This window comes from uncultured Paracoccus sp., assembly GCF_937873615.1.
In the GTDB taxonomy this organism is placed as follows: Bacteria; Pseudomonadota; Alphaproteobacteria; order Rhodobacterales; family Rhodobacteraceae; genus Paracoccus.
This window is the reverse complement of sequence record NZ_CALMYP010000024.1, coordinates 1-25633: the sequence shown is the minus strand read 5'-3', so window position 1 is coordinate 25633 and position 25633 is coordinate 1. Positions and strand designations below refer to the sequence as shown.

At 66.6% G+C, this 25633-nt stretch carries 26 protein-coding genes; 15 read left to right on the top strand and 11 right to left on the bottom strand.

The window, feature by feature from the left end; genetic code table 11:
* Positions 1-4: 4 nt before the first annotated feature.
* The 3 genes from rpmI to pyk all read right to left on the bottom strand — a co-directional run bounded on the left by rpmI (position 5) and on the right by pyk (position 2005).
* Complete coding sequence (rpmI, locus tag Q0330_RS07470; RefSeq protein ID WP_299476751.1) at positions 5-205, bottom strand: 50S ribosomal protein L35; 201 nt, start codon at positions 203-205, stop codon at positions 5-7.
* 110 nt (positions 206-315) lie between these two features.
* Complete coding sequence (locus Q0330_RS07465; protein WP_299476748.1) at positions 316-525, bottom strand: hypothetical protein; 210 nt, start codon at positions 523-525, stop codon at positions 316-318.
* A gap of 34 nt (positions 526-559) precedes the next feature.
* Complete coding sequence (pyk, locus tag Q0330_RS07460) at positions 560-2005, bottom strand: pyruvate kinase (RefSeq protein ID WP_299476745.1); 1446 nt, start codon at positions 2003-2005, stop codon at positions 560-562.
* Positions 2006-2106: 101 nt separating this feature from the next.
* On the opposite strand from pyk, the gene Q0330_RS07455 reads away from it, so the two are divergent.
* Positions 2107-2865 carry an N-formylglutamate amidohydrolase gene (locus Q0330_RS07455; protein ID WP_299476742.1) on the top strand — a complete coding sequence of 253 codons (759 nt, stop codon included), beginning with the start codon at positions 2107-2109 and terminating at the stop codon, positions 2863-2865.
* Here Q0330_RS07455 and Q0330_RS07450 read toward each other — a convergent pair.
* The 4 genes from Q0330_RS07450 to Q0330_RS07435 all read right to left on the bottom strand — a co-directional run bounded on the left by Q0330_RS07450 (position 2862) and on the right by Q0330_RS07435 (position 5773).
* Positions 2862-3521 (bottom strand): glutathione S-transferase family protein, encoded by a 660-nt coding sequence (locus Q0330_RS07450; RefSeq protein WP_299476739.1) that lies wholly within the window; start codon positions 3519-3521, stop codon positions 2862-2864. The two genes, Q0330_RS07455 and Q0330_RS07450, sit on opposite strands and share 4 nt — an antisense overlap.
* A gap of 65 nt (positions 3522-3586) precedes the next feature.
* Positions 3587-4714, bottom strand: a complete 1128-nt coding sequence (locus Q0330_RS07445; protein WP_299476736.1) for a GNAT family N-acetyltransferase — start codon at positions 4712-4714, stop codon at positions 3587-3589.
* Positions 4714-5427, bottom strand: coding sequence for an LrgB family protein (locus tag Q0330_RS07440; protein ID WP_299476734.1), 714 nt, complete (start codon positions 5425-5427; stop codon positions 4714-4716). Before Q0330_RS07440 ends, Q0330_RS07445 begins: the two co-directional genes overlap by 1 nt.
* Entirely contained in the window at positions 5420-5773 is a 354-nt protein-coding gene (locus tag Q0330_RS07435; RefSeq protein WP_299476730.1) for a CidA/LrgA family protein, read from the bottom strand. The genes Q0330_RS07440 and Q0330_RS07435 overlap by 8 nt, the downstream gene beginning before the upstream one ends.
* 194 nt (positions 5774-5967) lie before the next feature.
* On the opposite strand from Q0330_RS07435, the gene Q0330_RS07430 reads away from it, so the two are divergent.
* The 5 genes from Q0330_RS07430 (at position 5968) to zapE (ending at position 12492) form a co-directional block, all read left to right on the top strand.
* Positions 5968-9417 (top strand): AAA family ATPase, encoded by a 3450-nt coding sequence (locus Q0330_RS07430; RefSeq protein WP_299476727.1) that lies wholly within the window; start codon positions 5968-5970, stop codon positions 9415-9417.
* Positions 9418-9539: 122 nt separating this feature from the next.
* Complete coding sequence (locus tag Q0330_RS07425; RefSeq protein WP_299476724.1) at positions 9540-10103, top strand: NAD(P)H-dependent oxidoreductase; 564 nt, start codon at positions 9540-9542, stop codon at positions 10101-10103.
* Between the two features lie 87 nt (positions 10104-10190).
* A complete protein-coding gene (locus Q0330_RS07420; protein ID WP_299476722.1) occupies positions 10191-10646 on the top strand; it encodes a RidA family protein in 456 nt (151 codons plus the stop codon).
* Complete coding sequence (locus Q0330_RS07415) at positions 10646-11392, top strand: glycerophosphodiester phosphodiesterase family protein (protein WP_299476719.1); 747 nt, start codon at positions 10646-10648, stop codon at positions 11390-11392. The genes Q0330_RS07420 and Q0330_RS07415 overlap by 1 nt, the downstream gene beginning before the upstream one ends.
* Entirely contained in the window at positions 11392-12492 is a 1101-nt protein-coding gene (zapE, locus tag Q0330_RS07410; RefSeq protein WP_299476716.1) for a cell division protein ZapE, read from the top strand. Before Q0330_RS07415 ends, zapE begins: the two co-directional genes overlap by 1 nt.
* Here zapE and Q0330_RS07405 read toward each other — a convergent pair.
* Together Q0330_RS07405 and accD are read right to left on the bottom strand one after the other, a co-directional pair.
* Positions 12489-13763: a folylpolyglutamate synthase/dihydrofolate synthase family protein gene (locus tag Q0330_RS07405; RefSeq protein ID WP_299476714.1), complete on the bottom strand. Its 1275-nt coding sequence runs from the start codon at positions 13761-13763 to the stop codon at positions 12489-12491. The two genes, zapE and Q0330_RS07405, sit on opposite strands and share 4 nt — an antisense overlap.
* A gap of 34 nt (positions 13764-13797) precedes the next feature.
* The gene (accD, locus tag Q0330_RS07400; protein WP_299476711.1) at positions 13798-14760 is read right to left on the bottom strand and encodes an acetyl-CoA carboxylase, carboxyltransferase subunit beta; all 963 of its coding nucleotides are present in this window, start codon (positions 14758-14760) and stop codon (positions 13798-13800) included.
* Between the two features lie 98 nt (positions 14761-14858).
* Between accD and cls the strand changes: the two genes are divergently transcribed.
* The 3 genes from cls to Q0330_RS07385 all read left to right on the top strand — a co-directional run bounded on the left by cls (position 14859) and on the right by Q0330_RS07385 (position 17614).
* Positions 14859-16289: a cardiolipin synthase gene (cls, locus tag Q0330_RS07395; RefSeq protein ID WP_299476708.1), complete on the top strand. Its 1431-nt coding sequence runs from the start codon at positions 14859-14861 to the stop codon at positions 16287-16289.
* Between the two features lie 118 nt (positions 16290-16407).
* On the top strand, positions 16408-17229 hold the full coding sequence (locus tag Q0330_RS07390) for a DUF6478 family protein (RefSeq protein ID WP_299476705.1): 822 nt from the start codon (positions 16408-16410) through the stop codon (positions 17227-17229).
* A 7-nt stretch (positions 17230-17236) separates the two neighbouring features.
* Positions 17237-17614: a hypothetical protein gene (locus tag Q0330_RS07385; RefSeq protein WP_299476703.1), complete on the top strand. Its 378-nt coding sequence runs from the start codon at positions 17237-17239 to the stop codon at positions 17612-17614.
* Between the two features lie 3 nt (positions 17615-17617).
* Here Q0330_RS07385 and Q0330_RS07380 read toward each other — a convergent pair whose 3' ends face one another.
* Positions 17618-18337 (bottom strand): GNAT family N-acetyltransferase, encoded by a 720-nt coding sequence (locus tag Q0330_RS07380; protein ID WP_299476700.1) that lies wholly within the window; start codon positions 18335-18337, stop codon positions 17618-17620.
* Positions 18334-19074, bottom strand: a complete 741-nt coding sequence (locus Q0330_RS07375; protein WP_299476697.1) for a molybdopterin-binding protein — start codon at positions 19072-19074, stop codon at positions 18334-18336. The genes Q0330_RS07380 and Q0330_RS07375 overlap by 4 nt, the downstream gene beginning before the upstream one ends.
* Positions 19075-19167: 93 nt before the next feature.
* On the opposite strand from Q0330_RS07375, the gene map reads away from it, so the two are divergent.
* From map to lpdA, 6 genes are all read left to right on the top strand, one after another.
* On the top strand, positions 19168-19971 hold the full coding sequence (gene map, locus Q0330_RS07370; RefSeq protein ID WP_299476694.1) for a type I methionyl aminopeptidase: 804 nt from the start codon (positions 19168-19170) through the stop codon (positions 19969-19971).
* Entirely contained in the window at positions 19968-20810 is an 843-nt protein-coding gene (locus Q0330_RS07365) for a BadF/BadG/BcrA/BcrD ATPase family protein (protein ID WP_299476691.1), read from the top strand. Before map ends, Q0330_RS07365 begins: the two co-directional genes overlap by 4 nt.
* A 253-nt stretch (positions 20811-21063) precedes the next feature.
* On the top strand, positions 21064-22122 hold the full coding sequence (gene queA, locus Q0330_RS07360) for a tRNA preQ1(34) S-adenosylmethionine ribosyltransferase-isomerase QueA (protein WP_299476689.1): 1059 nt from the start codon (positions 21064-21066) through the stop codon (positions 22120-22122).
* Positions 22119-23435, top strand: coding sequence for an MFS transporter (locus Q0330_RS07355; RefSeq protein ID WP_299476686.1), 1317 nt, complete (start codon positions 22119-22121; stop codon positions 23433-23435). Before queA ends, Q0330_RS07355 begins: the two co-directional genes overlap by 4 nt.
* A 65-nt stretch (positions 23436-23500) precedes the next feature.
* On the top strand, positions 23501-24073 hold the full coding sequence (locus Q0330_RS07350; protein ID WP_299476683.1) for a DUF924 family protein: 573 nt from the start codon (positions 23501-23503) through the stop codon (positions 24071-24073).
* A 39-nt stretch (positions 24074-24112) separates the two neighbouring features.
* Entirely contained in the window at positions 24113-25504 is a 1392-nt protein-coding gene (gene lpdA, locus Q0330_RS07345; RefSeq protein WP_299476680.1) for a dihydrolipoyl dehydrogenase, read from the top strand.
* The last annotated feature ends 129 nt before the right edge of the window (positions 25505-25633 follow it).

The window sequence follows — 25633 nt, the reverse complement described above, 5'->3', positions numbered from 1 at the left end:
CGGATCAGCGGTTATAGGGCATGTATTTCTTGACGATCTTGGCATCGGCGTCGCAGAGGACATCGGTGCCGCGGGCGTCGCGAATGAACTTGGTCGTGCGCTTGATCATGCCGTGGCGCTTGCCGGCCTGGGCGGATTTGACCTTGCCCGAAGCCGTGAACGAGAACCGCTTCTTGGCGGCTGCCTTGGTCTTCATCTTCGGCATTTTACTCTCCTTGTCAGAGGTTTACGCGCGACTCGGCAATGCCATATCGGCCGGCCGCGCGGGATTGAAGGCGTTCCTATACGCAGGGACGCCCATGAATGCAAGACGCGTCAGGGAAAAAGCCCTGCCCAGGCTGCCTGCAATTGTGCCGGCCCGACACTGCCCGGCTCTTTCCAGGCGGCGAAAACGAGCACAAGAATGCCCGCTGTCAGCAGGATCGCAGCCCCACGCGGGGCGCGGGTCTGCAAAAGCGCGATAATCGCTGCAAGGACCGACAACAGGCACAGCCCGGTCCCGAGAAGCAGAAGATAATCGGTCATGTCTCAAGCCCCGTCATGAAGTTCCTACAAGGGCTTATTCCGGGTCGGCGCGATAAATCAAGCGTTCATCACAGGTGGCGACGCGTAGGATATTGGTTGTCCCGGTGGTGTTGAAGGGCACGCCTGCGGTGATCACGATCTGCTGGGTCTCATCCGCGAAGCCGAAATCGCGGGCGGCGCGGGCGGCGCCGATCACCGCCTCGCGGAAGCGCGACAGCGGGTCGGTGACCACGCAATGCGTCCCCCAGGTCAGGCAGAGCCGGCGCAGCACACGGGTGATCGGCGACATGGCGATGATCGGGGTGCGCGGGCGTTCGCGCGCCACCAGGCTGACCGTGGTGCCGGACTGGGTATGGGCGCAGATCGCCTTGATATCCGTGGTTTCGGCGATCTCGCGCGCTGCGGCGACGATACCGTCGGCCACGGTCTTGCGGTCGGCCTTGCGCGATGCCTCGATCACCTCGCGATAGGTGGGGTCGCTTTCGACCGAGCGGGCGACATGGTCCATGGTCTGCACCGCCTCGACCGGGTATTGCCCGGCCGCCGATTCGGCCGAGAGCATCACCGCATCGGCGCCTTCATAAATCGCATTGGCGACATCGGAGACCTCGGCCCGGGTCGGCACCGGGCTTTCGATCATCGATTCGAGCATCTGCGTCGCCACGATCACCGGCTTGGCGGCGGTGCGGCAGGCGCGGACCAGACGTTTCTGGATCGGCGGTACCGATTGCACCGGCAGTTCCACGCCAAGATCGCCGCGCGCCACCATGATCCCGTCGGACACCGCCAGAATTTCCTGGAAGGCGCGGACGGCGGCGGGTTTCTCGATCTTGGCCAGCACCGCGGCGCGGCCCTTGGCCAGTTCGCGGGCTTCCTTCATATCCTCGGGGCGCTGCACGAAGGACAGCGCCAGCCAGTCGACGCCCAGCTGGCAGGCGAATTCCAGATCCTCGCGGTCCTTGTCCGACAGCGCCGCCAGCGGCAGCACCACGTCGGGCACGTTCACGCCCTTGCGGTCGGAAATCGTGCCGCCGACGATGACGGTGCAATCGGCATGGTCGGCACCGCAGGCGTCGACCCGCAGCCGGATCTTGCCGTCATTGACCAGCAGGCTCGCGCCGGGTTCCAGTGCCGCGAAGATCTCGGGATGGGGAAGCTGCACCCGCGCGGAATCGCCGGGCTTGTCCTCCAGATCGAAGCGGAAGCGGTCGCCCTCTTCCAGGTCATGCGCGCCGGCGGTGAACTGGCCCACGCGCAGCTTCGGCCCCTGCAGATCGCCGAGAACCGCGATCGGGCGGCCGGTATCGGCCTCGACCTTGCGGATGATGTCATAGCGCGCCTTGTGATCCTCATGGCTGCCATGGCTCATGTTCAGGCGGAACACGTCGGCACCGGCATCGAACAGGGCGCGGATGGTATCATAGTCGGAGGACGCTGGCCCCAGCGTCGCCACGATCTTCACATTACGGTGGCGTCTCATTCTGTTCCCTCCGACTGGGTCGTTCATGTTTCCGCTATCATGGCGGAAAGACACAGCCGCGACAACTGGCAGAGCGTGAAGAATTGACGTAAGTGGCGCGAATGAAAGATGACAGCCAGATCCGCGAAGATGCCTGTTGGACCGAGGGCGAGGCCCGCGACAGCCGCTGGCTGATAACCTGCGACCACGCGACGAATCGTGTGCCGGATTGGGTCGGCGGCGGCGATCTGGGGATCGCGGCATCCGACATGGCCCGCCACATCGCCTATGATGTGGGCGCGGCGGGGGTTGCGAAGGCGCTTGGCGCGCTGATCGGCGCGCCGGTTGTGGGCTCGGATTTCTCGCGGCTGGTGATCGACCCGAACCGGGGCGAGGACGATCCGACCCTGCTGATGCGGCTTTACGACGGCACCGTCATTCCGGCCAATCGCGATGCCGATCAGGCCGAGCGCGAGCGGCGGCTGGACCGGTTGCACCGCCCCTATCACGCCGCGCTGGAACGGCTGGCGGGCACCCGCCCCGACCGTGCCATCTGTGCCATCCACAGCTTCACGCCGCAGCTTCGCGGTCGGCTGGCGCGGCCCTGGGCGGTTGGCGTTCTCTATTCCCATAAGGACGAGCGTCTCGCACCCCTGCTGATCGAGCGTTGCCGCCAGCAAGGCTGGGTGACCGGCGACAACCAGCCCTATTCGGGCCATCTCGACGGCGATTCCATCGACCGTCACGCCCTGGCGCAGGGCCGTCCCAATATCCTGATCGAGGTCCGCAACGATCTGATCGGGGATGAACCCGGTCAGGCCGAATGGGCCGAAAAGCTGGCTATGGTCATGGATGGCCTGCTGGAGGAGGCCGGGCTTTAATCCCGGTCCGGCGCGCCGAGCGGGAAATAGTGGCGATAGCGCCGCGCCTCGTCCACCGCCCGCGCGAAGGAGGGCCGCGCCAGCAGACGGCTGCGATAGGCGCGCAGATTGGGATATTCTGCCCCGATCTCATGCACCCAATCGGCATAGAACAGCGCCGGTGCCGCCGCGCAATCGGCCATGGTGAAATCCGCGCCGGTGGCCCATTCGCGGCCCTGAAGCTCGGCCTCCAGCCAGCCATAGGCGCGGGTCAGCTTTTCGGCGGCGGTCTTCATGCCGTCATCCTTCGCGATACCATTGATGCCGAGCGCGCCATCCACCGCATATTGCGCCGCATTCATCACATGCAGATCGAAGACGCGATCCATGAACCGCACCGGCAGCGCCGCCCGCGGGTCCTGCGGCAGCAGGTCCACCGGGCCGGGATGGTTGAGGCCCAGATATTCGATGATGATGCTGGTCTCGACCACCTGCGTCTCGCCATCGACCAGCAGCGGGAATTTCCGCATGGGCCAGCGGCGCAGCCATTCCGCCCAGTTCCCGGTCTGATCGGGTTCCAGCAGCCGGAACTCGAACGGCGTCGCGTTCTCGTAAAGCGCGATCAGCACCTTCTGGGTATAGGAGGAAAACGGGTGTCCGTAGAGGATCAGGGTCATGGCCCACCTTCGATGGTCGCTGTGCCGGGCCAAGCTTGCGCTGCTTTGATCGTCTCGGCAAGCGGTCAGCCGCGCTTGAACGGTCCCCAATCGCGCAGGGCGTCGATTTCCTCGCCCACCGCCTCGCGTTCGCGGTCGAGGTAATCGGCGATGGCGCGGCGAAAGCCGGGATCGGCGACCCAGTGCAGCGAGTGGGTTTCTGTCGGCAGGTAGCCGCGGGCCAGTTTATGTTCGCCCTGTGCGCCGGCCTCGACCCGCGACAGGCCATTGGCAATCGCGAAGTCGATGGCCTGATGATAGCACAGTTCGAAATGCAGGAAGGGGTGGTCCTCGATGGCACCCCAGTAGCGGCCGAAGATGGCGTCGGGGCCGAGAAGGTTCAGGGCGCCTGCGATGGGGCGAGTGTCGCGTTCGGCCAGCACCAGCAGGCAATCGTCGCGCATGGTGTCGTGAAGCCGGTCGAAGAAGGCGCGGGTCAGGTAAGGGCGGCCCCATTTGCGCGCGCCGGTATCCTGATAGAAGGTCCAGAAGGCGTCCCAATGCTCGGGCCGGATGTCATCGCCGCGCAATTGGCGGATGGTGCCGCCGAAGGCCTGTGCGCGCTCGCGTTCCTTGCGCAGCGCCTTGCGCTTGCGTGAGGAGAGGCGTGAGAGGAAATCGGCATAGTCGGCGTAGCCGTCATTCAGCCAGTGGAATTGCTGGGTCGCGCGCGGCATGAAGCCGGCCTCGGCACCCAGATCGGCCTCGGTTTCCGTGCAGAAGGTGACATGCGCGCCGGAAAGCCCGTTCTGCTGGCAAAGCTGCACCATGGCGTTCAGCAAGCCGCGCTGCACGGCGGGATCGTCCGCGATCAGGCGCGCCCCGGTGACCGGGGTGAAGGGCACGGCGCATTGCAGTTTAGGGTAATATTGCCCGCCGGCCCGCTCATAGGCGTCGGCCCAGGCGTGATCGAAGATATATTCGCCCTGGCTGTGCAGCTTGACATAGGCCGGCGCGACGCCGTGGAGCGCGTCGCCATTGCGCGCTGCCAGATGGGCCGGAATCCAGCCTGTGCCCCGGCCGACCGACCCCGATGCCTCCAGCGCCGCAAGGAAACGATGCGTGGTGAAGGGATTGCGTCCCGCGCCGGTCGCGTCCCAACCGGCGGCGGGGATCTCGGCGATGGACTGGTGGACGGTGACGGTCAGCGCCATCAGAACAGGCTCAGGACCAGGGGGGCGAGGATGGCGGTCAGCACCGCGTTCAGCCCCATGCCGATGCCGGCGAAGGCGCCTGCGGTTTCATTGACCTGAAAGGCCCGCGCGGTGCCGATCCCATGCGCCGCCACGCCCACCGCGAAGCCGCGCGCCCGCCAGTCGGTGACGCGCAGCGCGTTCAGCAGCGGCGTGGCGATCACTGCGCCGAAAATGCCGGTCAGCAGCACCAGGACGGCGGCCAGCGTGGGTTGGCCGCCAAGGCTTTCGGCGATGCCGATGGCGACCGGCGCGGTGGTCGATTTCGGTGCCAGCGAGGCCATCAGCGACCTGTCCAGCCCGAAGGCCCGCCCGATCAGCAGGGCCGAGACCACCGCCGTCAGCGAGCCGACGAACAGTGCCGCGATCACCGGCAGCGCCGCCCGCCTGATCCGGCGCAGGTTGTCGTAAAGCGGCAGGCCAAGGCAGACCGTCGCCGGGCCGAGCATGAAATGCACGAATTGTGCGCCCTCGAAATAGGTCTGATAGGCGGTGCCGCTGATCCCCAGCACGACCGCGAGGATCACCACCGCGATCAGCACCGGATTGGCGATGCTGCGCCGCCCCGAGGCGCGGAAGATCGTGTCGCCCGCCCAATAGGCCGCCAGCGTCGCGGTCAGCCACAAAAGCGGCTGGCTGGCGAGATAGGACCAGATCAGCGCCGCGTCATTCATCCCCGGCCCCCGTCATCCGTGCCACCGCCGCGAAGGTCAGCGCGCCCGCTGCAATTGCCAGCACGGTCGAGCCGACAAGCGCCAGTGCCAGCCCGATCCCGTGTTGCGCCAGTGTCGGAAGATGGGCGATCACGCCCACGCCCGCCGGCACGAAGAACAGCGACAGATGCCCCAGCAGACCCTGTGCAACCCCGCGCAACTTCTCGGCCAGTTCGGGGCGGAGGACGCAGCACAGGACAAGCAGCACCAATCCTACGACCGGGCCGGGCAGCGGCAGGCCAAGCCCGCGCGAAGCGACCTCGCCGATCAGTTGGAAAGACAGGATGATGGTCAGGGCTGGGATCATGGCGGCAAATTTAGGCGCGATTGCAGACAGTGGCTAGAGGGCGGCGCACCATCATATCTTGATATACCCGCAAAAACTTGTGGATAAGCCGCTCATCGCCCCAATATCTTGCGGTTTTGGTTGACTCACGGCCATGCGGCCCGGACAATCGCAGGAAACAGAAGCGGCATAGAAACGATTCCGGGGCAGCGCGCGTGAAATTCGACCGACTACGGCTCAACGGCTTCAAATCCTTCGTCGACCCCACGGATCTGATCATCCGCGAGGGGCTGACCGGCGTGGTTGGCCCGAATGGCTGCGGCAAGTCCAACCTGCTGGAGGCGCTGCGTTGGGTCATGGGCGAGAACCGTCCGACCGCCATGCGGGGCGAGGGGATGGAGGACGTGATCTTCGCCGGCACCTCGCGGCGCGGTGCGCGCGCCCATGCCGAGGTGACGCTGACCATCGACAACCGCGAACGGCTGGCGCCGGCGGCGGTGAACGATACCGACGGGATCGACATCGTGCGCCGGATCACCCGCGATGCCGGCTCGGCCTACAAGATCAACGGCAAGGAGGCGCGGGCGCGTGACGTGCAGATGCTGTTCGCGGATGCCTCGACCGGGGCGCATTCGCCGGCACTGGTGCGGCAGGGGCAGATTGCCGAACTGATCAACGCCAAGCCCAAGGCGCGGCGGCGGATTCTGGAAGAGGCGGCGGGGATTTCCGGCCTTTATGCCCGCCGGCACGAGGCCGAGTTGAAGCTGAACGGGGCCGAGAACAACCTGACCCGTGTCGATGACACGCTGGATCAGCTGGCGACGCAGGCGGCATCGCTGGCGCGGCAGGCGCGGGCGGCGGCGAAATATCGCGAGATCGGCGCGGCCCTGCGTCAGGCCGAAGGCGTGCTGCTTTACCGCCGTTGGGCCGAGGCCGATCAGGCCCGTGAAGCCGCAGCCCTTGCCCTGCGCGAAGCGGTGGCTTCGGCGGTCGAGGCCGAGGCGGTGGCAAAACGCGCGCTTGCTGGGCGTGAAGGCGCGGAAGCAGTGCTGCCGCCCTTGCGCGAGGAAGAACAGGTCGCGGCGGCGGTGCTGTCGCGCGCCGTGGTCGACCGCGAGGCCCTGGACGAGGCCGAGGCCCGGGCTGAGGCCTCGATCACCGCCCTGCGTGGCCGGATCGCGCAACTGGTCAAGGATATCGACCGCGAGGGGCAGTTGAACCGGGACGCCGCCGAGGTGGTGGAACGGCTGGCCTGGGAAAAGCGCGAACTCGACAAGGCCGGGCAGGGGCAGGGCGACAAGCAGGATGCTGCCGCCCAGGCCGCAGACGAAGCCGCCGAGGCGCTGCGTGAGGTCGAGGCGAAGCTGGCCGAGTTGACCGACGAATCGGCGCGACTGACCGCGCAGGCCCATTCGGCGGAACGGCTGGTCGCCGACCTGACCGCGATGCGCGACCGGGCCGAGCGTGCGGCGGGCGAATCTGACGCCGCCGCCACCCGCGCCGATGCGACCGGGGCCGAGGCCGAAGCGGCGCTGAAACAGGCCGAGGCCGCGCAGCAGGCGGCGGCTGCCGCTGCCGAGGCCGCCGAAAACGGGCTGGCCGGGGCGGAAGCCGCCCGTGCTGAGGCCGAGGCCGCCGAATCTGCTGCCCGTGCTGCCCGTGCCGAGGTCGAGGGCGAGGCCGGGGCGTTGAAGGCCGAGATGGCGGCGCTGGAAAAGCTGGTGGCGCGCGGGGCTGGCGACGGCTCGGCGCTGCTCGATCAGGTCCGCGTGGCCAAGGGATATGAGACTGCGCTCGGTGCGGCGCTTGGCGACGATCTGACGGTCGGGCTGGCAACGGGCGGCTCTGGCTGGGCGGAACTGCCGGATTACGACGACGCCGCGCCGCTGCCTGACGGGGCCGAGAGGCTGGCCGGGCAGGTCAGGGGACCGGCGCTGCTGGCGCGTCGGCTGGCGCAGATCGGCATCGCAGCGGATGCGGCGGCGGCCGAGGCGATGCAGCCGGCGCTGCGGCCCGGGCAATGTTTGGTGACCCGCGATGGCGGGCTCTGGCGTTGGGACGGGATGCGGGTGATGCCGGGCGAAGCCTCATCCTCGGCGGCGCGGCATCTGGAACAGGTGAACCGGCTGAGCGAAATGCGCGGCGTGGCCGAAGAAGCCGCCGCCCGCGCCGAGACCGCGATTGCCGCCCATGATCTTGCCCGGTTGGCGCTGACCGAATCCGGCAATGCCGAAAAAGCGGCCCGCGAGGCCCGGCGCGAGGCCGAACGGGCGCTGTCGGATGCGGCCCGTGCCGCGACCCGAGCGGAAAGCGATCTCTCCATGGCCCGCGCCCGTTCCGAATCGGCGCGGGGCGAATTGAAGCGTCACCGCGAGGATGCCGGCGATGCCCGCGCCCGCCTGGCCGAGGCGCAGCGCCAGCTGGATGCGTTGCCCGACCGCGCGGCGGCGGCGGCGGCGGTCGAGGCGGCGAAGACCGGGGTCGAGGCGGCGCGGATCGCCACCATGACCCGGCGCGGCGCGCTGGATGAGCTGAAGCGCGAGGCCAATGCCCGCACCCGGCGCCTGCAGGAAATCGCCAAGGAAGAATCGGGCTGGAAGCTGCGGCTGGAACAGGCCGGGACCCGCGCGGCGGAGTTGAATGGCCGGCGCGAGGCGGCCGAGGCCGAACTGGCCGAGGCCGAGCGACAGCCGGACCTGCTGGCCGAGAAGCGCGGCAGCCTCGCCGCTGCCGAAGAAGCCGCGACGGCCCGTCTGGCCAGGGCGCGCGAAGCGCTTGCCGGTGCCGAAGACCGGCTGCGCGATGCCGCCATGACCGAGCGCGACGCCGAACGCCACGCCTCGGAATCGCGCGAGGCTCGTGCCGCCCGCGAGGCCCGCGCCGAGGCTGCCCGCGACACCGAAGCCGCTGCCCGTACCCGCATCTTCGAGGAGGTCGAGACCACCCCTCAGGCGCTGCTGGAAAGTCTGGGCGAGGCCGATACCGACATGGCCGCCGCCGCTTTGGAGGACAAGATCGCCCGGCTGCGCGCCGGTCGTGACGCGCTCGGCCCGGTGAACCTGCGCGCCGACGAGGACAAGCGCGAGTTGGAGGAGGAACGCGGCAAGCTGGCCGGCGAAAAGACCGATCTGGAAGAGGCGATCCGCAAGCTGCGCGCCGGTATCGCCAGCCTGAACAAGGAAGGCCGCGAACGCCTGCTGGCCGCTTTCGACACGGTGAACGGCAATTTCACCACGCTGTTCACCCATCTTTTCGGCGGCGGAGAGGCCAAGCTGGTGCTGGTCGAATCCGACGATCCGCTGGAAGCCGGCCTTGAAATCATGTGCCAGCCGCCGGGCAAGAAGCTCTCGACCCTCAGCCTTTTGTCGGGGGGCGAACAGACCCTGACCGCCATGGCGCTGATCTTCGCGGTCTTTCTGGCCAATCCGGCGCCGATCTGCGTGCTGGACGAGGTCGACGCGCCCTTGGACGATGCCAATGTCGGCCGCTTCTGCGACCTGATGGACGAGATGACCCGCCGCACCGCGACCCGCTTTCTGGTCATCACCCACCACGCCGTCACCATGTCGCGCATGGACCGGCTGTTCGGCGTGACCATGGTCGAACAGGGCGTCAGCCAGTTGGTCAGCGTCGATCTGCAACGCGCCGAGCAACTGGTCGCCTGACCCGAACCGACCCGATAAAGCCGTCTGCGCAGGACCGCAGGCGGCTTTTTGCATGGCCCGCCGCCCTTGCGGCACTGCAGCATCGGGCATAGGTCGGCGGGGTGAATTTACGAGGTATTTAAATGAAACTGAATGTCATCATCACCAGCACCCGCCCCGGCCGTAACGGTGAACCCGTGGGCGAGTGGTTCTTCAACCACGCCAAGGTCAATCCCGGCGGTTTCGACGAGGTGATCCTGTCGGACCTGCAGGAAATCGACCTGCCGCTTCTGGACGAGCCGCATCACCCGCGCGCGCAGAAATACACCAAGGAACATACGAAGAAATGGGCCGGGATCGTGGACGGCTCGGACGCCTTCGCCTTCGTGCTGCCGGAATACAACTATGCCCCGCCGCCGGCCTTCTTCAACGCCATCGACTATCTGGCGCTGGAATGGAACTACAAGCCGGCAAGCTTCGTCTCTTATGGCGGGGTTTCGGGCGGGATGCGTTCCAGCCAGGGTGCGAAGGAAATCCTGACCACCGTCAAGGTCATGCCGGTCCCCGAACAGGTCACGGTGCCGATGGTCTTCGATCACCTGAAGGATGGCCGCTTCGACGCGCCGAAGATCGTTCAGGACAGCGCCGATGTGATGATCGCCGAACTGGCGAAATGGGCGGCGGCGCTGAAACCGCTGCGCGGCTGATCCACGCGCCCGAACGGCCCAGATTAGGCTTCCACTCATGGGCCGATCCGTCCTAGGATCGGCCCGAATTCATGACGGAGCTGCCCCATGTCCCATGATGCCCGCTTGGCCGAGCTGAAGATTGTCCTGCCCGAGGCGCTCGCCCCGGTCGCCAATTACGTGCCCTACCAGCTGTCGGGTAATCTGCTTTTCATCTCGGGCCAGATCTCGAATGGCGCCGATGGGCTGATCCGTGGCAAGCTCGGCGACGATATGGATGTCGCGGCGGGCGCGGCTGCGGCGCGGACCTGCGGGTTGGGGCTGCTGGCGCAGGCGCGGGCGGCGCTCGGCTCGCTCGACCGGGTTGCGCGCGTGGTCAAGCTGACCGCCTTCGTCAATTCCACCCCCGATTTCGGCGATCAGCCCGAGGTGGTGAACGGCTGTTCCGACCTGATGGTCGAGGTGTTCGGCGATGCCGGACGCCATGCCCGCGCCGCCGTCTCGGCCCCGGCTTTGCCGCGCGGTGTCGCGGTCGAGATCGAAGCGATCTTCGAGGTGGCGTGATGGCCCTGCACCCGGATTTCACCCGCATCCCGATCGCCCATCGCGGGCTGCATTCCGAGGGCGTGCCGGAAAATTCCCTGGCGTCCTTCCGCGCCGCCATCGAAGCGGGCTACGGGATCGAGCTGGACATCCAGCCCGCCGCCGATGGCACGCCGATGGTCTTTCACGATTACGACCTGACCCGGATGTGCGACGACGAGGGCTATATCAGCGACATGGATCTGGACGATCTGGCCAAGGAAAGGCTGGCCGGCACCGACGAGCCGATCCCGACGCTGGCCGAAACCCTGCGCGAGATCGCCGGGCAGGTGCCGCTGCTGATCGAGATCAAGGATCAGGATGGCCGGCTTGGCACCGGCATCGGAGAGGTGCACAAGCGCGTCGCCGCATTGCTGGAAGCCTATGAGGGGCCGGTTGCGGTAATGTCCTTCAACCCGAATACCGTCGCGGCCTTCGGCGAGGCGGCCCCGGATGTCACGCGCGGGCTGACCACCTGCGCCTTCGGCAAGGGCGACTGGCCGATGCTGGACGATGCCGCGCGGGCGAAGCTGGGGGCGCTGTCGGATTACGACCGTGTCGGGGCCGAGTTCATCTCTCACGACCGGGCGGACCTGACCAATCCGGCGGTGGCGGCGCTGAAGGCGCGGGGCGTGCCGGTGCAGTGCTGGACCGTCCGCAGCGCGGAAGCGGCAGTCGAGGCCCGGCATGTCGCCGATGGCATCACCTTCGAGAATTTCAGGCCCTGATGTCTTCGGTCACGGCACTTTACGATGCCCGCGTTGCGGCAGGGCTACTCAAGGATGACGCCGCGCAGCGTGATGTGCTGCCGGAACTGGACCGGGTTGCGGTCGCATTGGTGCAGGACGACCAGCCGGCCCCGCGCGCGGGCTGGCGCGGCTGGTTCGGCGGCGGGGGCGCACCCGCGCCGCAGGCACCGCGCGGGCTTTACCTGTGGGGCGGGGTCGGGCGCGGCAAGTCCATGCTCATGGACCTGCTGACCGAGGCCGCCCCGATCAGCGCCAAGCGGCGGGTGCATTTCCACGAATTCATGCAGGAAATCCAGGCCGGCCTGAACGAGGCCCGCAAGCGCGGCGAACAGGACGCGATCCGCCCGGTGGCCGAAGCGGTTGCCGAACAGGCGCGACTTCTCTGCTTCGACGAGATGCAGATCACCGATATCGCCGATGCGATGATCGTCGGGCGGCTGTTCGAAGGGCTGTTCGCGCGCGGGGTCTGCATCGTCACTACCTCGAACCGCCCGCCCGAGGATCTCTACAAGAACGGCCTCAACCGCCAGCTTTTCCTGCCCTTCATCGACCTGCTGCGCGAGAAGATGGAGGTGCTGCCCCTCGACAGCCCGCGCGATCACCGGCAGGGCCGGGCGGCGGGCGATCCGGTCTGGTTCAGCCCGCTGAACCGCGAAACCCATGCCGAAATGGCGGCGATCTGGAAGGATCTGACCGGCGGCGCGCCGACCCCGCCGCTGATCCTCGATGTCTATGGCCGCAAGGTCGAGATCCCGCAGCATCAGGGAAAGTTGGCGCGGGCGCGTTTCTGGGACCTCTGTTCGCGCGCGCTCGGTGCGGCGGATTATCTGGCCCTGGCGGCTGCGGTGGAGCTGCTGCTGATCGACGACATTCCGCAGCTTTCTTCGTCGAATTTCAATGAGGCCAAGCGTTTCGTGACCCTGATCGACGCGCTTTACGAGGCGAAGGTGCGCGTCATCGCCTCGGCTGCGGCGGAACCGGAAAGCCTCTATATCGAGGGCGAGGGCAGTTTCGAATTCGAACGCACCGCCTCGCGCTTGCGCGAGATGCAGGATGCGCATTGGGGGCAGGAAGCCTAGCCGTTCTCGCGCAAGACCTGCCCGGCAAGATAAAGCGAGCCGCAGATCAGCAGCCTTGCGCCGGGATGGGCGGCGGCCAGTCTTGCGACGGCTTCGGTCGTGGTCGCGGCCTCGGTCGCGGAAAGCCCGACGGCTTCGGCGGATTTGCGGGTTTCCTCGGCGGGCAGGGTGTTCGCCTCGCCCGGGATCGAGACGGCGGTCAGCGATTGCGCGACCTGCGCCAGCGGGCGCAGATAGCCCGCGACATCCTTGGTGTTCAGCATCCCGCAGATCAGATGCGTGGGCTTGCGGGCCATGCCGGCCAGCGTGGCCGCGATGGCCTGACCGCCGGCGGGGTTATGCCCCCCATCCAGCCACAATTCGCAGCCATGCGCATGGGCCAGATCGACAAGCGGGCCGTGTTTCAGGCGCTGCATCCGTGCCGGCCATTCGGCACGGGTGACTGCCGCCAGTGCCTCGGGCGCGCCGAAGCCCATCGCGCGCAGCGCCGCGATGGCGGTGCCGGCATTGTCGATCTGGTGGGGGCCCGGCAGATTCGGGCGCGGCAGGTCGATGAGGCCGTTCTCGTCCTGAAAGATCATGCCCTCGCCTTCGGTTGCGACCTGCCATTGCTGGCCGCAGGCGATGACCGGGGCGCCAAGCCGTGCGGCGCGATCCTCGATCACCGTCAGCGCTTCCTCGGGCTGGCGCGAAACGATCACCGGAACCCGGCGTTTCAGGATGCCGGCCTTCTCGCCGGCGATCTCGGGCAGGGTCTCGCCCAGATATTGGGTATGGTCGATGCTGATCGGGGTGATGATCGTCAGCGCCGGCGCGCTCACCACATTGGTCGCGTCCAGCCGCCCGCCGAGGCCCACCTCCAGCAGCGTATAATCGGCGGGGCTGCGGGCGAAGGCCAGGAATGCGGCGGCGGTGGTCAGTTCGAAAAAGGTGATCGGGCGACCGGCATTCACCCCCTCGATCTCGGTCAGGATGGCGGACAGCGCGTCTTCGGGGATCAGCGTGCTGCCAAGCCGGATGCGCTCGTGAAAGCGCGCGAGATGCGGCGATGTATAGGCATGGACGCGCTTGCCCGCCGCTTCCAGCCCGGCGCGGATCATCGCCTGGGTCGAGCCCTTGCCATTGGTGCCGGCGATATGGATCACCGGCGGCAATTGGCCCTGCGGATTGCCGAGTTCGTCCAGCAGGCGCAGCATCCGGTCCAGCGACAGGTCGATGATCTTCGGATGCAGGCCCATCACCCGCGCAAGGATGGTGTCGGAATGGTCCATCTCGGACTCCCCCTCAAGGACGGGCTGCGGGTGGTCAGGCCTTCGGTTCGACCGGAGCCGCTGCGGCTTCGGCCGGGGCAGGGGCCGCGGCAATGGCCAGGGTCGAGGTCGCCGCCCCCGGTGCCGGCAATTCGCCCATCACCGCCGGCGGCAGGCCGCCCATCATGCGCAGGATCACGATCAGTTCCTCGCGCAGGTCGCCGCGCTTGGTGACGCGGTCGAGCATCCCGTGTTCCAGCAGATATTCGGCGCGCTGGAAGCCCTCGGGCAGTTTTTCGCGGATGGTCTGTTCGATCACGCGCGGACCGGCAAAGCAGATCAGCGCATTGGGCTCGGCAATCTGGACATCGCCCAGCATGGCATAGGAGGCGGTGACGCCGCCGGTCGTCGGATGGGTCAGCACGACGATATAGGGCAGGCCGGCTTCCTTCAGCATCTCGATGGCGACGGTGGTGCGCGGCATCTGCATCAGCGACAGGATGCCTTCCTGCATCCGGGCGCCGCCTGCGGCGGAAAACAGCACCAGCGGGCGCTTCAATTCGACCGCGCGTTCGGCGGCGGCGATGATCGCATTGCCGACATACATGCCCATGGAGCCGGCCATGAAGCTGAAATCCTGCGCCGCCGCCACGATGGGGGTGCGCCCGATCTCGCCCTCGGCGACCAGCATCGCCTCTTTCTCGCCGGTGGCGAGGCGCGCGGCCTTCATCCGGTCGGGATATTTCTTCTGGTCGCGGAATTGCAGCGGGTCGGCGATGGGCTCGGGGACGGCCACGTCCTTGAAAATGCCGTTATCGAACAGCGAGGCGAAGCGGTCGCGCGGCGTGATCGGCAGGTGATGGCCGCAATTCATGCAGACCTGCAGGTTCTCGGCCAGTTCGCGATGGAACAGCATGGTGCCGCATTCGGGGCATTTCGTCCAAAGGTTTTCAGGCACTTCGCGCCGCGAAAACAGCGAATTGATGCGCGGACGGACGTAATTGGTGATCCAGTTCATATGCCTTGGCTCCTGACCCGGTGGGCGCGCCCAGAGATAGGCGCTGCGGCCCCGAAATGCAATTGCATGCGCCCCCGATGCAGGCTTTGATGGCGGTCATGTGGACGACATTCATTCTGGCGCTGAGCTATGTCCTGGCCTGGGCGGTCGTGCTGCGGGTGCTGACGCGCCAGCGGATGGAATCCTCGACCCGCATCGCCTGGATCATGATCGTCTCGACACTGCCGGTCGTCGGCATCATCGCCTATCTGCTGTTCGGAGAGGTGCGAATCGCCCATGCCGAGCGTCAGCGCGCCCGCGACATCCGCGATCACCTGTCCGGCATATGGGAACCCAGCCCCGATGCGGTGACCGATCCGCCCGACTGGCTGGCCGGGATCAGTTCGACCGTGCGGGCGGTGGGGGGGATGATGCCGCTTTCGGGCAATCGCCTGGCGCTGCTGGCCGAGGCCGATGACGGTTTCGATGCCATGATCCACGCCATCGACGCGGCCGAGGATCATGTCCATGTGCTGTTCTATATCTGGCTGGACGATACCAGCGGCCGGCGCGTGGCCACGGCGCTTTGCGCGGCGGCGCGGCGCGGGGTGGCCTGCCGGGTGATCGTCGATGCCATCGGGTCGCGGAAGTTCACCCGGACGACGGCATGGCGCGAGATGCTGGACAGCGGGGTCGAGCTTGACGTGGCCATGCCGGCGGGCTTTTCGCCGATGCGCGCGCTCAGCCGGCGGCTGGATCTGCGCAATCACCGCAAGATCGTGCTGATCGACAACCGGATCGGCTTTACCGGCAGCCGCAATGCCGCCGACATGGCCTTTTCGATGAAGCCGAAATATGCGCCCTGGGTCGATGTCTGGCTGTCCGTGGAAGGCCCGGTCGTGCGGCAGATGCAGGGCGTCTTCCTGGCCGACTGGATGAGCTATACCGGACAGGATCTGGGGGCCGAGATGCTGGCCACGGTGCCGGCGGCGGATCGGCCCGGGCTGGTGGCGCAGGTGCTGGCGACCGGCCCCGACCGGCGCGAGGGCAGCGTGCAGGATTGCATCCTGGCCATGCTGGCCATCGCCCGTCATCGGGTGACGATCACGACGCCCTATTATGTGCCGACAGCGGCCTTGGACGCGGCCATTCAGGCCTGCGCACGGCGCGGGGTCGAGGTGACGCTGATCCTGCCGGCGCGCAACGATTCGCTGCTGGTGCGCGGCGCCTCCGAAGGGTTCTATTACGGTTTGCTGCGCTCCGGCGTGCAGATTCGCCTGTTCGAGGGCGGGCTGCTTCACGCCAAGCTGGTCACCGTCGATGGGCGCATCACCATGCTGGGCAGCGGCAATCTCGACCGCCGCAGTTTCGAGCTGAATTACGAGATGAACCTTGTCGTCTCGGGTGGAAACTTTGCGGAAATCGTGGACGAACGGCAGGACAGCTATGTCGGGCGGTCGCGCGAATTGAGCCTCAGCGAAGTCCAGTCATGGTCCTTCTGGCGCCGGATCCGCAACAACCTTCTGGCCCTGGCGGCGCCCCTGTTGTGAGGGGTGGGACGCGGTTGACCCGGCGCTGCAACGACGATTCAGGCGAGGTCCCTGCCGAGGAGTTGGACGCGTTATCCCCCAATGAAGGCTTGCCGCAGGCCATTGGCTTGTTTATTCCGTGGCAGGTCGAGATATTTGGTTGACAGGATCGGGTTTGCCCTTACGTCCGCGCATTTGGTTGGATCGCATGGCACGGCAGCGCGTTGCCGCGATCTGGGCTGCGATGCGCCGCGACATCCAGAATCTGCGCCCGGCACGGCTGCGCAATCTGCGCGCCGAAGCCAGGCAGTTGCAGCGCGAACTCGACCAGTTTCTGTTGATCTCGACCGACCGTGTTCTTGCCAGCCGTGCCGCATTGTCTGCGCTGCCCCTGCCTGCTGGCACCGATTGGCGGTGGCGACCCGAACTGCTTGACGCGGCGCTTCGTCAGCCGGGAATGGTCGCGCCACAAAGTGGCGGCAAGCTGACCGACGGCACCGCCCTCTGGCACGATTGCACCGATTGCACACTGATCCTGCACCAGATTCGCAATGTCGATGTGACCGATCTGGCGGCTTTCGGGCTGCGGCTGGAGACCTTCGGCTTTTCTGGAAGCTTCCTTTCGCTGTCCATCGATCTCGCGCCCGAGGTTCTGGACGGGCTGACCCACAATCACATCATTCGTCTGGCACTCGTTCTGCAGGTCGAGGCCAGCCAGAATATCTATGCCCGGCTGAATATCGGAAATGGCCCGAATACCGAAGAACTGCTTCGCCATCTGGGCGAAATAGCGCCGGGCCGGACCTGTTCGAAGGTCGTGGAATTCGACCTCGCCCTGACCCAGATGAACGAAAAGCGGCTGGACAAGATCTGGCTGGACCTGATCTTCGAAAAGCCGGCCATGAATGCCGTGACCGTCCGCGAAATGATCTTCTCGCGGCATTTGCGGGCGAATGTATAGGTGAGCCATGTCTGACTTCGAAAATCTCGGTTTGAAGGCGGGCACCTGGTCGGGGCTTCTGCACCGCGCTGCCGCCCCGGCACAGGCCGGGCTGGTCCATAACGGCGAACGCGTTGCCGAGGCCCGGATCGCGGCGGCGGGCGAAGGCATCTGGCGCATCGACGTGGATCTGCCGGCCGAGCGTCTGGGCGACGGCGTGACCAGCTTCCTGCTGTTCGAGGAGGTCGCGGGCGATGAAGCGCCGGTCGGGCGGGGCCAGCCTCTGGCCAGCCTCTCGGTCTCTGCCGGGCGGGCGCTGCAGCGCGACCTGCTGGCCGAGCTGGACCTCGTCCGGGCCGAGCTTGAACTGCTGAAGCGCGAATTCCGCCGTTTCGGGCGGGGCTGAGGCTCAGGCCTCGAAATAGCGATAGCCGGCGACGGGCGCAAAACCCAGCTTGCGATAAAGCGCGATGGCACCGGCATTTCCGGCTGTGACCGCCAGCAGCATCGTATCGGCTCCCCGCGCCTCGGCCCAGAATGCGGCCTCGCGCAGGGTCCAGGTGGCCAACCCCTCGCGGCGCATCGACGGCAGCACCTCAAGCGCGTGCAGCACCGCAATTCCCTGCACCTCGGCCACAAAGGCCACGGCAGCGGCGCGGTCCTTGATCCGCCCCAGAAGCGCCGCCTTCGGTGCCGCAACCCGCGCCATCACCGCCTGCCGGGCCGGGCCGATGCCCTGTTCCTCCCACAATTCGCGCTGGATGGCGAGCGGCGGCCAGAGCGCGAAGCTGGTGACCGGCGGCACATCGATATCGGTCAGCGCCGCGACCGGCGCGGTCATCATCACCGTCGGCGTATGGTCGCGGAAACCACGGGCGGACAGGGCTTCGGCCAGACGGGGCTCGCTGTCCGAAACCCGGAAGATCGGCGACTGATCCCACATCTTCTGAACGTCCACGGCCCGGTCGATCCCCGCCGCCGTCCAATCCGGCCCCGTCGCCCGGGCCGAGCCGACGCGCTTGCCGCCGCCAAGACCGCGACCGATGCGAAAGCCCCCGGCCTCGGCATATTCTGCGGCCGGCCAACTGCCCTCGAAGGCGGCCTCGATCTCGGGGCCGGGCCGGCTCACATCCCGATCCGCTGCTTCAACTCGGCCATGGCCGAGGCCACGCGGCCCCCGTCGAGGCCCCGGATCACCAGCACCGTGCCGTAGGTCCCGTCCCGATGCCAGGGATAGGAGCCGAGCGAGAGATCCCCATAGCTGTCCGCCACCGCCTTCAGATCGTCGGCCACGTCCGATTCGCCGCGATGCACATCGAGCGATTCGCTGACCGGTATCCGGCCCGTTGGCAATTCCGGCAGGATCGCCTCGACCATGACCCGGAAGACCTCGGGCACGCCGGCCATCACATAGGTATTGCCGATATGAAAGCCGGGGGCGGCGCTGAAACTGTTCGGGATCAGCTTTGCCGTCAGCGGGATACGGGCCATGCGCAGCCGGTTGCCGCTGACCTCGACCCCGCGGGCCTCCCAGCGGGCGCGCATCACGGCCAGAGCCTCGTCATTCATCTCGATCCCGACACCGAAAGCCTCGGCCACCGCATCGGCGGTCACGTCGTCATGGGTGGGGCCGATCCCGCCCGAGGTGAACAGCAGGTCGTAGCGCCCGCCAAGCGAGCCATCGAGCGCCCGGATCGCCTCGACGATCAACGGCTGCTCGTCGGCGACGACGCGGATTTCCTTCAGGTCGATGCCGACCGCGTTCAGCACGCCGGACAGGTGATGGGCATTGCCCTCGCGGGTGCGGCCCGAAAGGATTTCGTCGCCGATGACCAGAATCGCGGCGGTCTTGTTGTCGGATTGCATCTGTGTCTCCGTTTTCGGGCGAGACTACGCGCGCCACGGGGCTGGAACAAGCCGCCCGCCGTGGTTATGTGACGGTGAAGGAAAGGTAGGATCATGAACGACGGCACGGTCACGCGGGAAGGTATCCGCATTCATCAGCCCGGCGATTTCGCGGGTATGCAGAAGGCCGGCGCGCTTGCCGCGCTGATCCTCGACGAGGTGGCCGCCCTGGTCCAGCCCGGCGCGACGACCGGCGAGATCGACGATTTCATCCGGAACCGGGTCGAGGCTGCGGGCGCGACCTCGGCCACCATCGGCTATCGCGGCTATCAACATGCCAGTTGCATCAGCGTGAATCATGTCGTCTGCCACGGCATTCCCGGCGACAAGCTGCTGAAAGACGGCGATATCCTGAATATCGACGTGACCGTGATCGTCGATGGCTGGTTCGGCGACAGCAGCCGGATGTATGTCGCCGGCAAGCCCTCGGTAAAGGCGAAGCGGCTGATCCAGGTCACCCATGACGCGCTGATGAAGGGGATCGAGGCCGTGCGCCCCGGTGCCACCTTCGGCGATATCGGCTGGGCGATCCAGGAATATGCCGAGGGGCAGCGCATGTCGGTGGTGCGCGATTTCTGCGGCCACGGCCTTGGCCGGGTCTTTCACGCCCCGCCCAACGTGCTGCATTTCGGTCGCCCCGGCAAAGGCCCGGTGATCGAGGAAGGCATGTTCTTCACCATCGAACCGATGATCAATCTCGGCCGGCCCGAGACCAAGGTTCTGGCCGATGACTGGACGGCAGTGACCCGCGACAAATCGCTGTCGGCGCAGTTCGAACACTCGATCGGCGTCACCGCCACCGGGGCCGAGATTTTCACCCTCTCGCCCGGCGGCAGGTTCTTCCCGGATATGGATTGACGCTGTTTCTGGGGCTGGACGGCGGCGGCAGCGGTTGCCGCGCGGTGCTGGCCGACGATCAGGGCCATGTGCTTGGCCGGGGCGAGGGCGGTCCCTGCAATATCATGTCCGACCCCGAAGGTGCCGTCGCGGCGCTGAGTGCCTGCGCGAGCCAGGCCCTTGGCGGTCACGATCCGGCACAGGTCAGCGCGGTGCTGGGGCTGGCGGGGGCGAATACCTCCGGTGCCGCCGAATGGTTGCCGGCATTGCTGCCCTTCGCTCGGACCCGGGTCCTCCAGGATGCCCAGACCGCCGCTGCCGGTGCGCTCGGTCCACGGGACGGGATCGTGGCGGCGATGGGCACGGGTTCGGTCTTCATCCGGCAGGTGCAGGGCAAGGTCGCGACGCTTGGCGGCTGGGGGCCGGTGCTGGGCGATGAAGGCTCGGGCAACTGGCTGGGCAGACGTTTTCTTGCCGATGTGCTGCGCGCCCATGACGGGCTGTCGGTGGCCACGCCCCTGACCCATGCGACCCTTGCCCGGCATGGCGGGCCGGCCGGGATCGTGGCCTTCGCCCGTCGGGCCACCGGGGCCGAATTCGGTGCCGAGATCCGCCATATCATGGCTGCGCGCGAAGACCCTGCCGCCGAAAGGCTGCTGGCAGAGGCGGCCCGGACGGTGGCGGCCTCGATCTCGCGCTTGCGCGGCGATGCGGATCTGCCTGTGGTCTTTACCGGCGGTCTCGGCCCGCTTTATGCCGGGCTTCTGGCCGGGCATTGGCCGATCCTCGACCCTCTGGGCGGGCCGCTCGACGGGGCTTTGGCACTGGCGCGGGCGGGCGGAAGGCCCGGCGCCGATTGAAATCCGAACCGCTTCCGCTTTGCGTCGAATCGGTATTGCGGGTCAGGCGTTGATCGCGGCGAGAAGGCCGGAACCGCTCCGATACGCGCGGTGGCCATCGGGGCGCGTTGGGGGCCGGGGTCTGGCCCCGGGGCTGGAACCCCTTGCATCTCTGTCATTTTCCGCCCGCATCAACGCCTGTTGACCGGCATTTGCATCGGCGGTCCCTGACCGGGGGTTGACCTGCCGGTTTTGCAGGCAGAGAAGCCGCCGCATGAAGCTGTCGGATTTCGATTTTCACCTGCCGGAAGGCCTGATCGCGACGCGACCCGCGCGGCCGCGCAGCGCCGCGCGCCTGCTTCTGGCACAGGGGCAGACGATCGCGGACCGGCATGTCTTCGATCTGCCCGACATCCTGCGCCCCGGCGATCTGCTGGTGCTCAATGACACCAAGGTGATCCCGGCGCGGCTGAGCGGTCAGCGCCTGCGCCAGACCCTGCAGGGCGAGGTGACGGCGAAGGTCGAGATCACGCTGCTCGAACCCGTGGCAACCGGCTGGCGGGCGCTGGCGAAGCCGCTGCGCAAGCTGAAACCGGGCGAGGTGATCCGCTTCGGCAAGACGCTCTCGGCCCGGGTGGCCGAGATGGGCGAGACCGATCTGATTCTGGATTTCGATGCGGCGGGCAATGCGCTGGATGCGGCGCTCGATCAGGTCGGCGCCATGCCCCTGCCGCCCTATATCGCGGCTTTGCGCGCCCCCGACGCCGCCGACCGCAGCGATTACCAGACCGTCTGGGCGAAGAATTCGGGCGCTGTCGCGGCCCCGACCGCCAGCCTGCATTTCGATCAATCCCTGCTGGCCGAACTGGACGCGCGCGGCATCCGCTTTGCCCATGTCACCCTGCATGTCGGTGCCGGCACCTTCCTGCCGGTCAAGGTCGAGGATGTGACCACCCACAGGATGCATGCCGAATGGGGCGAGGTCACGCCCGAGGCGGCGGCCCTTATCAACCAGACCAAAGCGCAAGGCGGGCGGGTGATCCCGGTCGGCACCACCGCGCTGCGCCTTATCGAATCGGCTGCAACCGATGACGGCCGCGTCGCCCCCTTCGCCGCCGCCACCGACATCTTCATCTATCCCGGCTTTCGCTTCCGCGTCACCGATGCGCTGATGACCAATTTCCACCTGCCGAAATCCACCCTGCTGATGCTGGTCTCGGCGCTGATGGGGCAGGATGCGATCCGCGAGATCTATCGTCACGCGGTTGACACGGGTTATCGCTTCTTCTCCTACGGAGATGCCTCGCTTCTGATCCCCGAGAGGTCCGCATGATTTCCGTTCTTCGCACCACCTGGCCGCTTCTGCTCGGCATCATGCTGCTTCTGGTTGGCAACGGGATGCAGGGCACGCTTCTGGGGATCCGCGGCGGCTATGAGCAGATATCGACCGACCATATGGCCGTGGTCATGTCCGGCTATTTCGCGGGCTTCCTGCTCGGCAGCCGGATGGTGCCGGGGATGATCCAGCGGGTCGGGCATGTGCGGGTCTTCGCCGCGCTCGGCTCGCTTATCTCGGCGGTGCTGATCCTTTACGCCGCCGTGCCGAACTGGATCGTCTGGTCGCTGCTGCGTGTGCTGATCGGGTTTTCCTTCTCGGGCGTCTATATCACCGCCGAAAGCTGGCTGAACGCCTCGACCACCAACGAGAATCGCGGTCAGGCCATGTCCGCCTATATGATCGTGCAGATGATCGGGCTGGTCAGCGCGCAGTTCCTGATCAATTTCGGCGATCCGGGCGGCTTCATGCTGTTCATTGTGCCTTCGGTGCTGGTCTCGCTGGCCTTTACCCCGATCCTGCTGTCGGCCCAGCCCGCGCCGGCCTTCGGGGCGCTGAAACGGATGAGCTTCAAGCGGCTTTATCAGGTCTCGCCGCTTGGCTGTATCGGGATCTTCGTCATGGGCGGGGTGTTCTCGGCCATGCTCGGCATGACCTCGGTCTGGGGCACGGTCAAGGGGATGAGCGTGCGCGACATCTCGGCCATCGTCGCGGCGGTCTATCTGGGCGGGCTGGTGGCGCAATTCCCCATCGGCTGGCTGTCAGACCGCATGGACCGGCGCCTGCTGATCCTGCAATTGCTGGTCCTCGGCGTATTGGCCATCGCCCTGCAACTGTTGCTCGATCCCGGCATCTGGGGCACGCTGATCGTGGCCGGCATCGCCGGCGGCGTGGCCAACCCGGTCTATGCGCTGCTGCTGGCCCATACCAACGACTACCTCGATGCCGACGACATGGCGGCGGCCTCGGCGGGGCTGCTGTTCCTCAACGGGCTCGGCGCGGTCGGCGGCCCGCTGATCGTCGGGCGGATGATGTCGGTGATCGGGCCGAACGGCTTCTGGATCTATATCCTGCTGCTGATGGCGGCACTGGCTGCCTATACCGCCTGGCGGATGACGCAGCGCGTGGCCCTGACCCCGGAGGAGACAGGCAGCTTCGCCGTCATCGCCCCCGCCGCGACCACGGTCGCGGTCGAGGTGGCGCTGGAAAACGCGCAGGACGACCCCCCCCCGGTCGAGGATCAGGAAGACATCGCCCCGGCAGATTACGAGGTCGCACCTGCCGAAGCCGGCGAAGAACACCCCTCCTGACGATAGCGGCTTGCACCTGCGCGCCGCTGCTGCAACCATACCCGTAGAAGAGGGGAGGGCAGCCAATGGTGCCGGATGACGTGATCTCGTTCTGGTTGGATGAGGTTGGCGAAAAGGGCTGGTATCAGCCCGGCCCGACGCTTGACGATGACATCCGCACGCGTTTCCGCCCCGCCTGGGAAAAGATCGACGCTCTGGCGGGCGATTGGCCAAAGGGGCGCGACGCCTCGCTGGCGCTGCTGATCCTGGCCGATCAGTTCCCGCGCAATATGTTCCGGGGCGATGCCCGCAGCTTTGCCACCGACAAGCTGGCCCGCCGCATCGCCGATGCCGCTATCGCCGAGGGGCACGACCTTGCCACCCCAGAGCCGCAGCGGCAGTTCTTCTATCTGCCTTTCGAACATTCCGAGGAGATGGGCGATCAGAATCGCGCCGTCACCCTGTTCGAGGACCGCATGCCCGGCGAGAACCTGCGCCATGCGCGGCTGCATCGCGAGGTGATCCGCCGTTTCGGTCGCTTTCCGTGGCGAAACGACCCGCTCGGCCGCGAGACGACACCGCAGGAACGTATGTTCCTCGATCAGGGCGGCTATGCGGCCCTGGTCAAGGGCAGCCTGTCGCTTGCTGACCCCGGGTAATTGGTTTAACGCTGAACTATCTTAGCCGAGGAGGTTTTCATGGCGCAGAATTTCGACGTGATCGTGATCGGTGCAGGCCCCGGCGGCTATGTCGCGGCGATCCGCGCGGCACAGCTTGGCCTCAAGGTGGCTTGCGTGGAACGCGAACACCTTGGTGGCATCTGCCTGAACTGGGGATGCATTCCGACCAAGGCGCTGCTGCGCTCGTCCGAGGTCTTTCACCTGATGCATCGCGCCAAGGAATTCGGCCTGTCGGTCGAAAAACCGGGCTATGACATCGACAAGGTGGTCGAACGCTCGCGCGGGGTGGCCAAGCAGCTTTCGGCCGGGGTCGGCCATCTGCTGAAGAAGAACAAGGTCACGGTGATCATGGGTGCGGCGACGATCACCGCGCCGGGCAAGGTCTCGGTCAAGACCGACAAAGGCACGGAAGAACTGACCGCCAAGTCGGTCATCCTCGCCACCGGGGCGCGGGCGCGCAACCTGCCGGGGCTGGAAGCCGACGGCAAGCGGGTCTGGAGCTATAAGCACGCGCTGAAACCGCCGCATATGCCGAAGAAGCTGCTGGTCATCGGCTCGGGCGCCATCGGCATCGAATTTGCCAGCTTCTTCAACACGCTCGGCGTCGATACGACCGTGGTCGAGGTGATGGACCGGGTCCTGCCGGTCGAGGATGCCGAAATCTCGGCCCTGGCCAAGAAGCAGTTCGAGAAACAGGGCATGAAGATCATGGAAAAGGCGACGGTGAAGTCGCTGGATCGCAAGGCCGACAAGGTCATCGCCGAGATCGAATCGGGCGGCAAGACCGAGAAGGTCGAATTCGACACCGTGATCTCGGCTGTCGGCATCGTCGGCAATGTCGAGGATCTGGGCCTCGAAAAACTGAGCGTGAAGATCGACCGCACCCATGTCGTGACCGACGAATTCTGCCGCACCGGGGTTGAAGGGCTTTATGCCATCGGCGACGTGGCCGGCGCGCCCTGGCTGGCGCATAAGGCCAGCCATGAAGGCGTGATGGTCGCGGAACTGATCGCCGGCGGCCATCCGCACGCGATCAAGCCGAACTCCATCGCCGGCTGCACCTATTGCCACCCGCAGGTCGCCTCTGTCGGGCTGACCGAGGCCAAGGCCAAGGAAGCCGGTTACGAGGTCAAGGTCGGCCGCTTCCCCTTCATCGGCAATGGCAAGGCGATTGCGCTTGGCGAGCCTGACGGGCTGGTCAAGACCGTCTTCGACGCCAAGACCGGCGAACTTCTGGGCGCCCATATGATCGGCGCCGAGGTGACCGAACTGATTCAGGGCTATGTCGTCGGCCGCACGCTGGAAACCACCGAGGCCGAGCTGATGGAAACCGTCTTCCCGCATCCGACCCTGTCGGAAATGATGCACGAATCGGTCCTGTCCGCCTACGGTCGCGCCATCCATTTCTGATCGCGCGCTCTCACGAAAAAACGCCCCGGCCAGCCCGGGGCGTTTCTCATTTCCGGCCCCGGATTCTTCGGCGCTGGACTTGTCTCGAAAAGGTGCCGGTTTCTTTGCTCTTTCATGCGGCCTTTTTCT

Bases quoted from the DNA above. Each gene is read 5' to 3' on its own strand.
- rpmI (WP_299476751.1), bottom strand. From the start codon at position 205: ATGCCGAAGATGAAGACCAAGGCAGCCGCCAAGAAGCGGTTCTCGTTC.
- Q0330_RS07465 (WP_299476748.1), bottom strand. From the start codon at position 525: ATGACCGATTATCTTCTGCTTCTCGGGACCGGGCTGTGCCTGTTGTCG.
- pyk (WP_299476745.1), bottom strand. From the start codon at position 2,005: ATGAGACGCCACCGTAATGTGAAGATCGTGGCGACGCTGGGGCCAGCG.
- Q0330_RS07455 (WP_299476742.1), top strand. From the start codon at position 2,107: ATGAAAGATGACAGCCAGATCCGCGAAGATGCCTGTTGGACCGAGGGC.
- Q0330_RS07450 (WP_299476739.1), bottom strand. From the start codon at position 3,521: ATGACCCTGATCCTCTACGGACACCCGTTTTCCTCCTATACCCAGAAG.
- Q0330_RS07445 (WP_299476736.1), bottom strand. From the start codon at position 4,714: ATGGCGCTGACCGTCACCGTCCACCAGTCCATCGCCGAGATCCCCGCC.
- Q0330_RS07440 (WP_299476734.1), bottom strand. From the start codon at position 5,427: ATGAATGACGCGGCGCTGATCTGGTCCTATCTCGCCAGCCAGCCGCTT.
- Q0330_RS07435 (WP_299476730.1), bottom strand. From the start codon at position 5,773: ATGATCCCAGCCCTGACCATCATCCTGTCTTTCCAACTGATCGGCGAG.
- Q0330_RS07425 (WP_299476724.1), top strand. From the start codon at position 9,540: ATGAAACTGAATGTCATCATCACCAGCACCCGCCCCGGCCGTAACGGT.
- Q0330_RS07420 (WP_299476722.1), top strand. From the start codon at position 10,191: ATGTCCCATGATGCCCGCTTGGCCGAGCTGAAGATTGTCCTGCCCGAG.
- Q0330_RS07415 (WP_299476719.1), top strand. From the start codon at position 10,646: ATGGCCCTGCACCCGGATTTCACCCGCATCCCGATCGCCCATCGCGGG.
- zapE (WP_299476716.1), top strand. From the start codon at position 11,392: ATGTCTTCGGTCACGGCACTTTACGATGCCCGCGTTGCGGCAGGGCTA.
- Q0330_RS07405 (WP_299476714.1), bottom strand. From the start codon at position 13,763: ATGGACCATTCCGACACCATCCTTGCGCGGGTGATGGGCCTGCATCCG.
- accD (WP_299476711.1), bottom strand. From the start codon at position 14,760: ATGAACTGGATCACCAATTACGTCCGTCCGCGCATCAATTCGCTGTTT.
- cls (WP_299476708.1), top strand. From the start codon at position 14,859: ATGTGGACGACATTCATTCTGGCGCTGAGCTATGTCCTGGCCTGGGCG.
- Q0330_RS07385 (WP_299476703.1), top strand. From the start codon at position 17,237: ATGTCTGACTTCGAAAATCTCGGTTTGAAGGCGGGCACCTGGTCGGGG.
- Q0330_RS07375 (WP_299476697.1), bottom strand. From the start codon at position 19,074: ATGCAATCCGACAACAAGACCGCCGCGATTCTGGTCATCGGCGACGAA.
- map (WP_299476694.1), top strand. From the start codon at position 19,168: ATGAACGACGGCACGGTCACGCGGGAAGGTATCCGCATTCATCAGCCC.
- queA (WP_299476689.1), top strand. From the start codon at position 21,064: ATGAAGCTGTCGGATTTCGATTTTCACCTGCCGGAAGGCCTGATCGCG.
- Q0330_RS07355 (WP_299476686.1), top strand. From the start codon at position 22,119: ATGATTTCCGTTCTTCGCACCACCTGGCCGCTTCTGCTCGGCATCATG.
- Q0330_RS07350 (WP_299476683.1), top strand. From the start codon at position 23,501: ATGGTGCCGGATGACGTGATCTCGTTCTGGTTGGATGAGGTTGGCGAA.
- lpdA (WP_299476680.1), top strand. From the start codon at position 24,113: ATGGCGCAGAATTTCGACGTGATCGTGATCGGTGCAGGCCCCGGCGGC.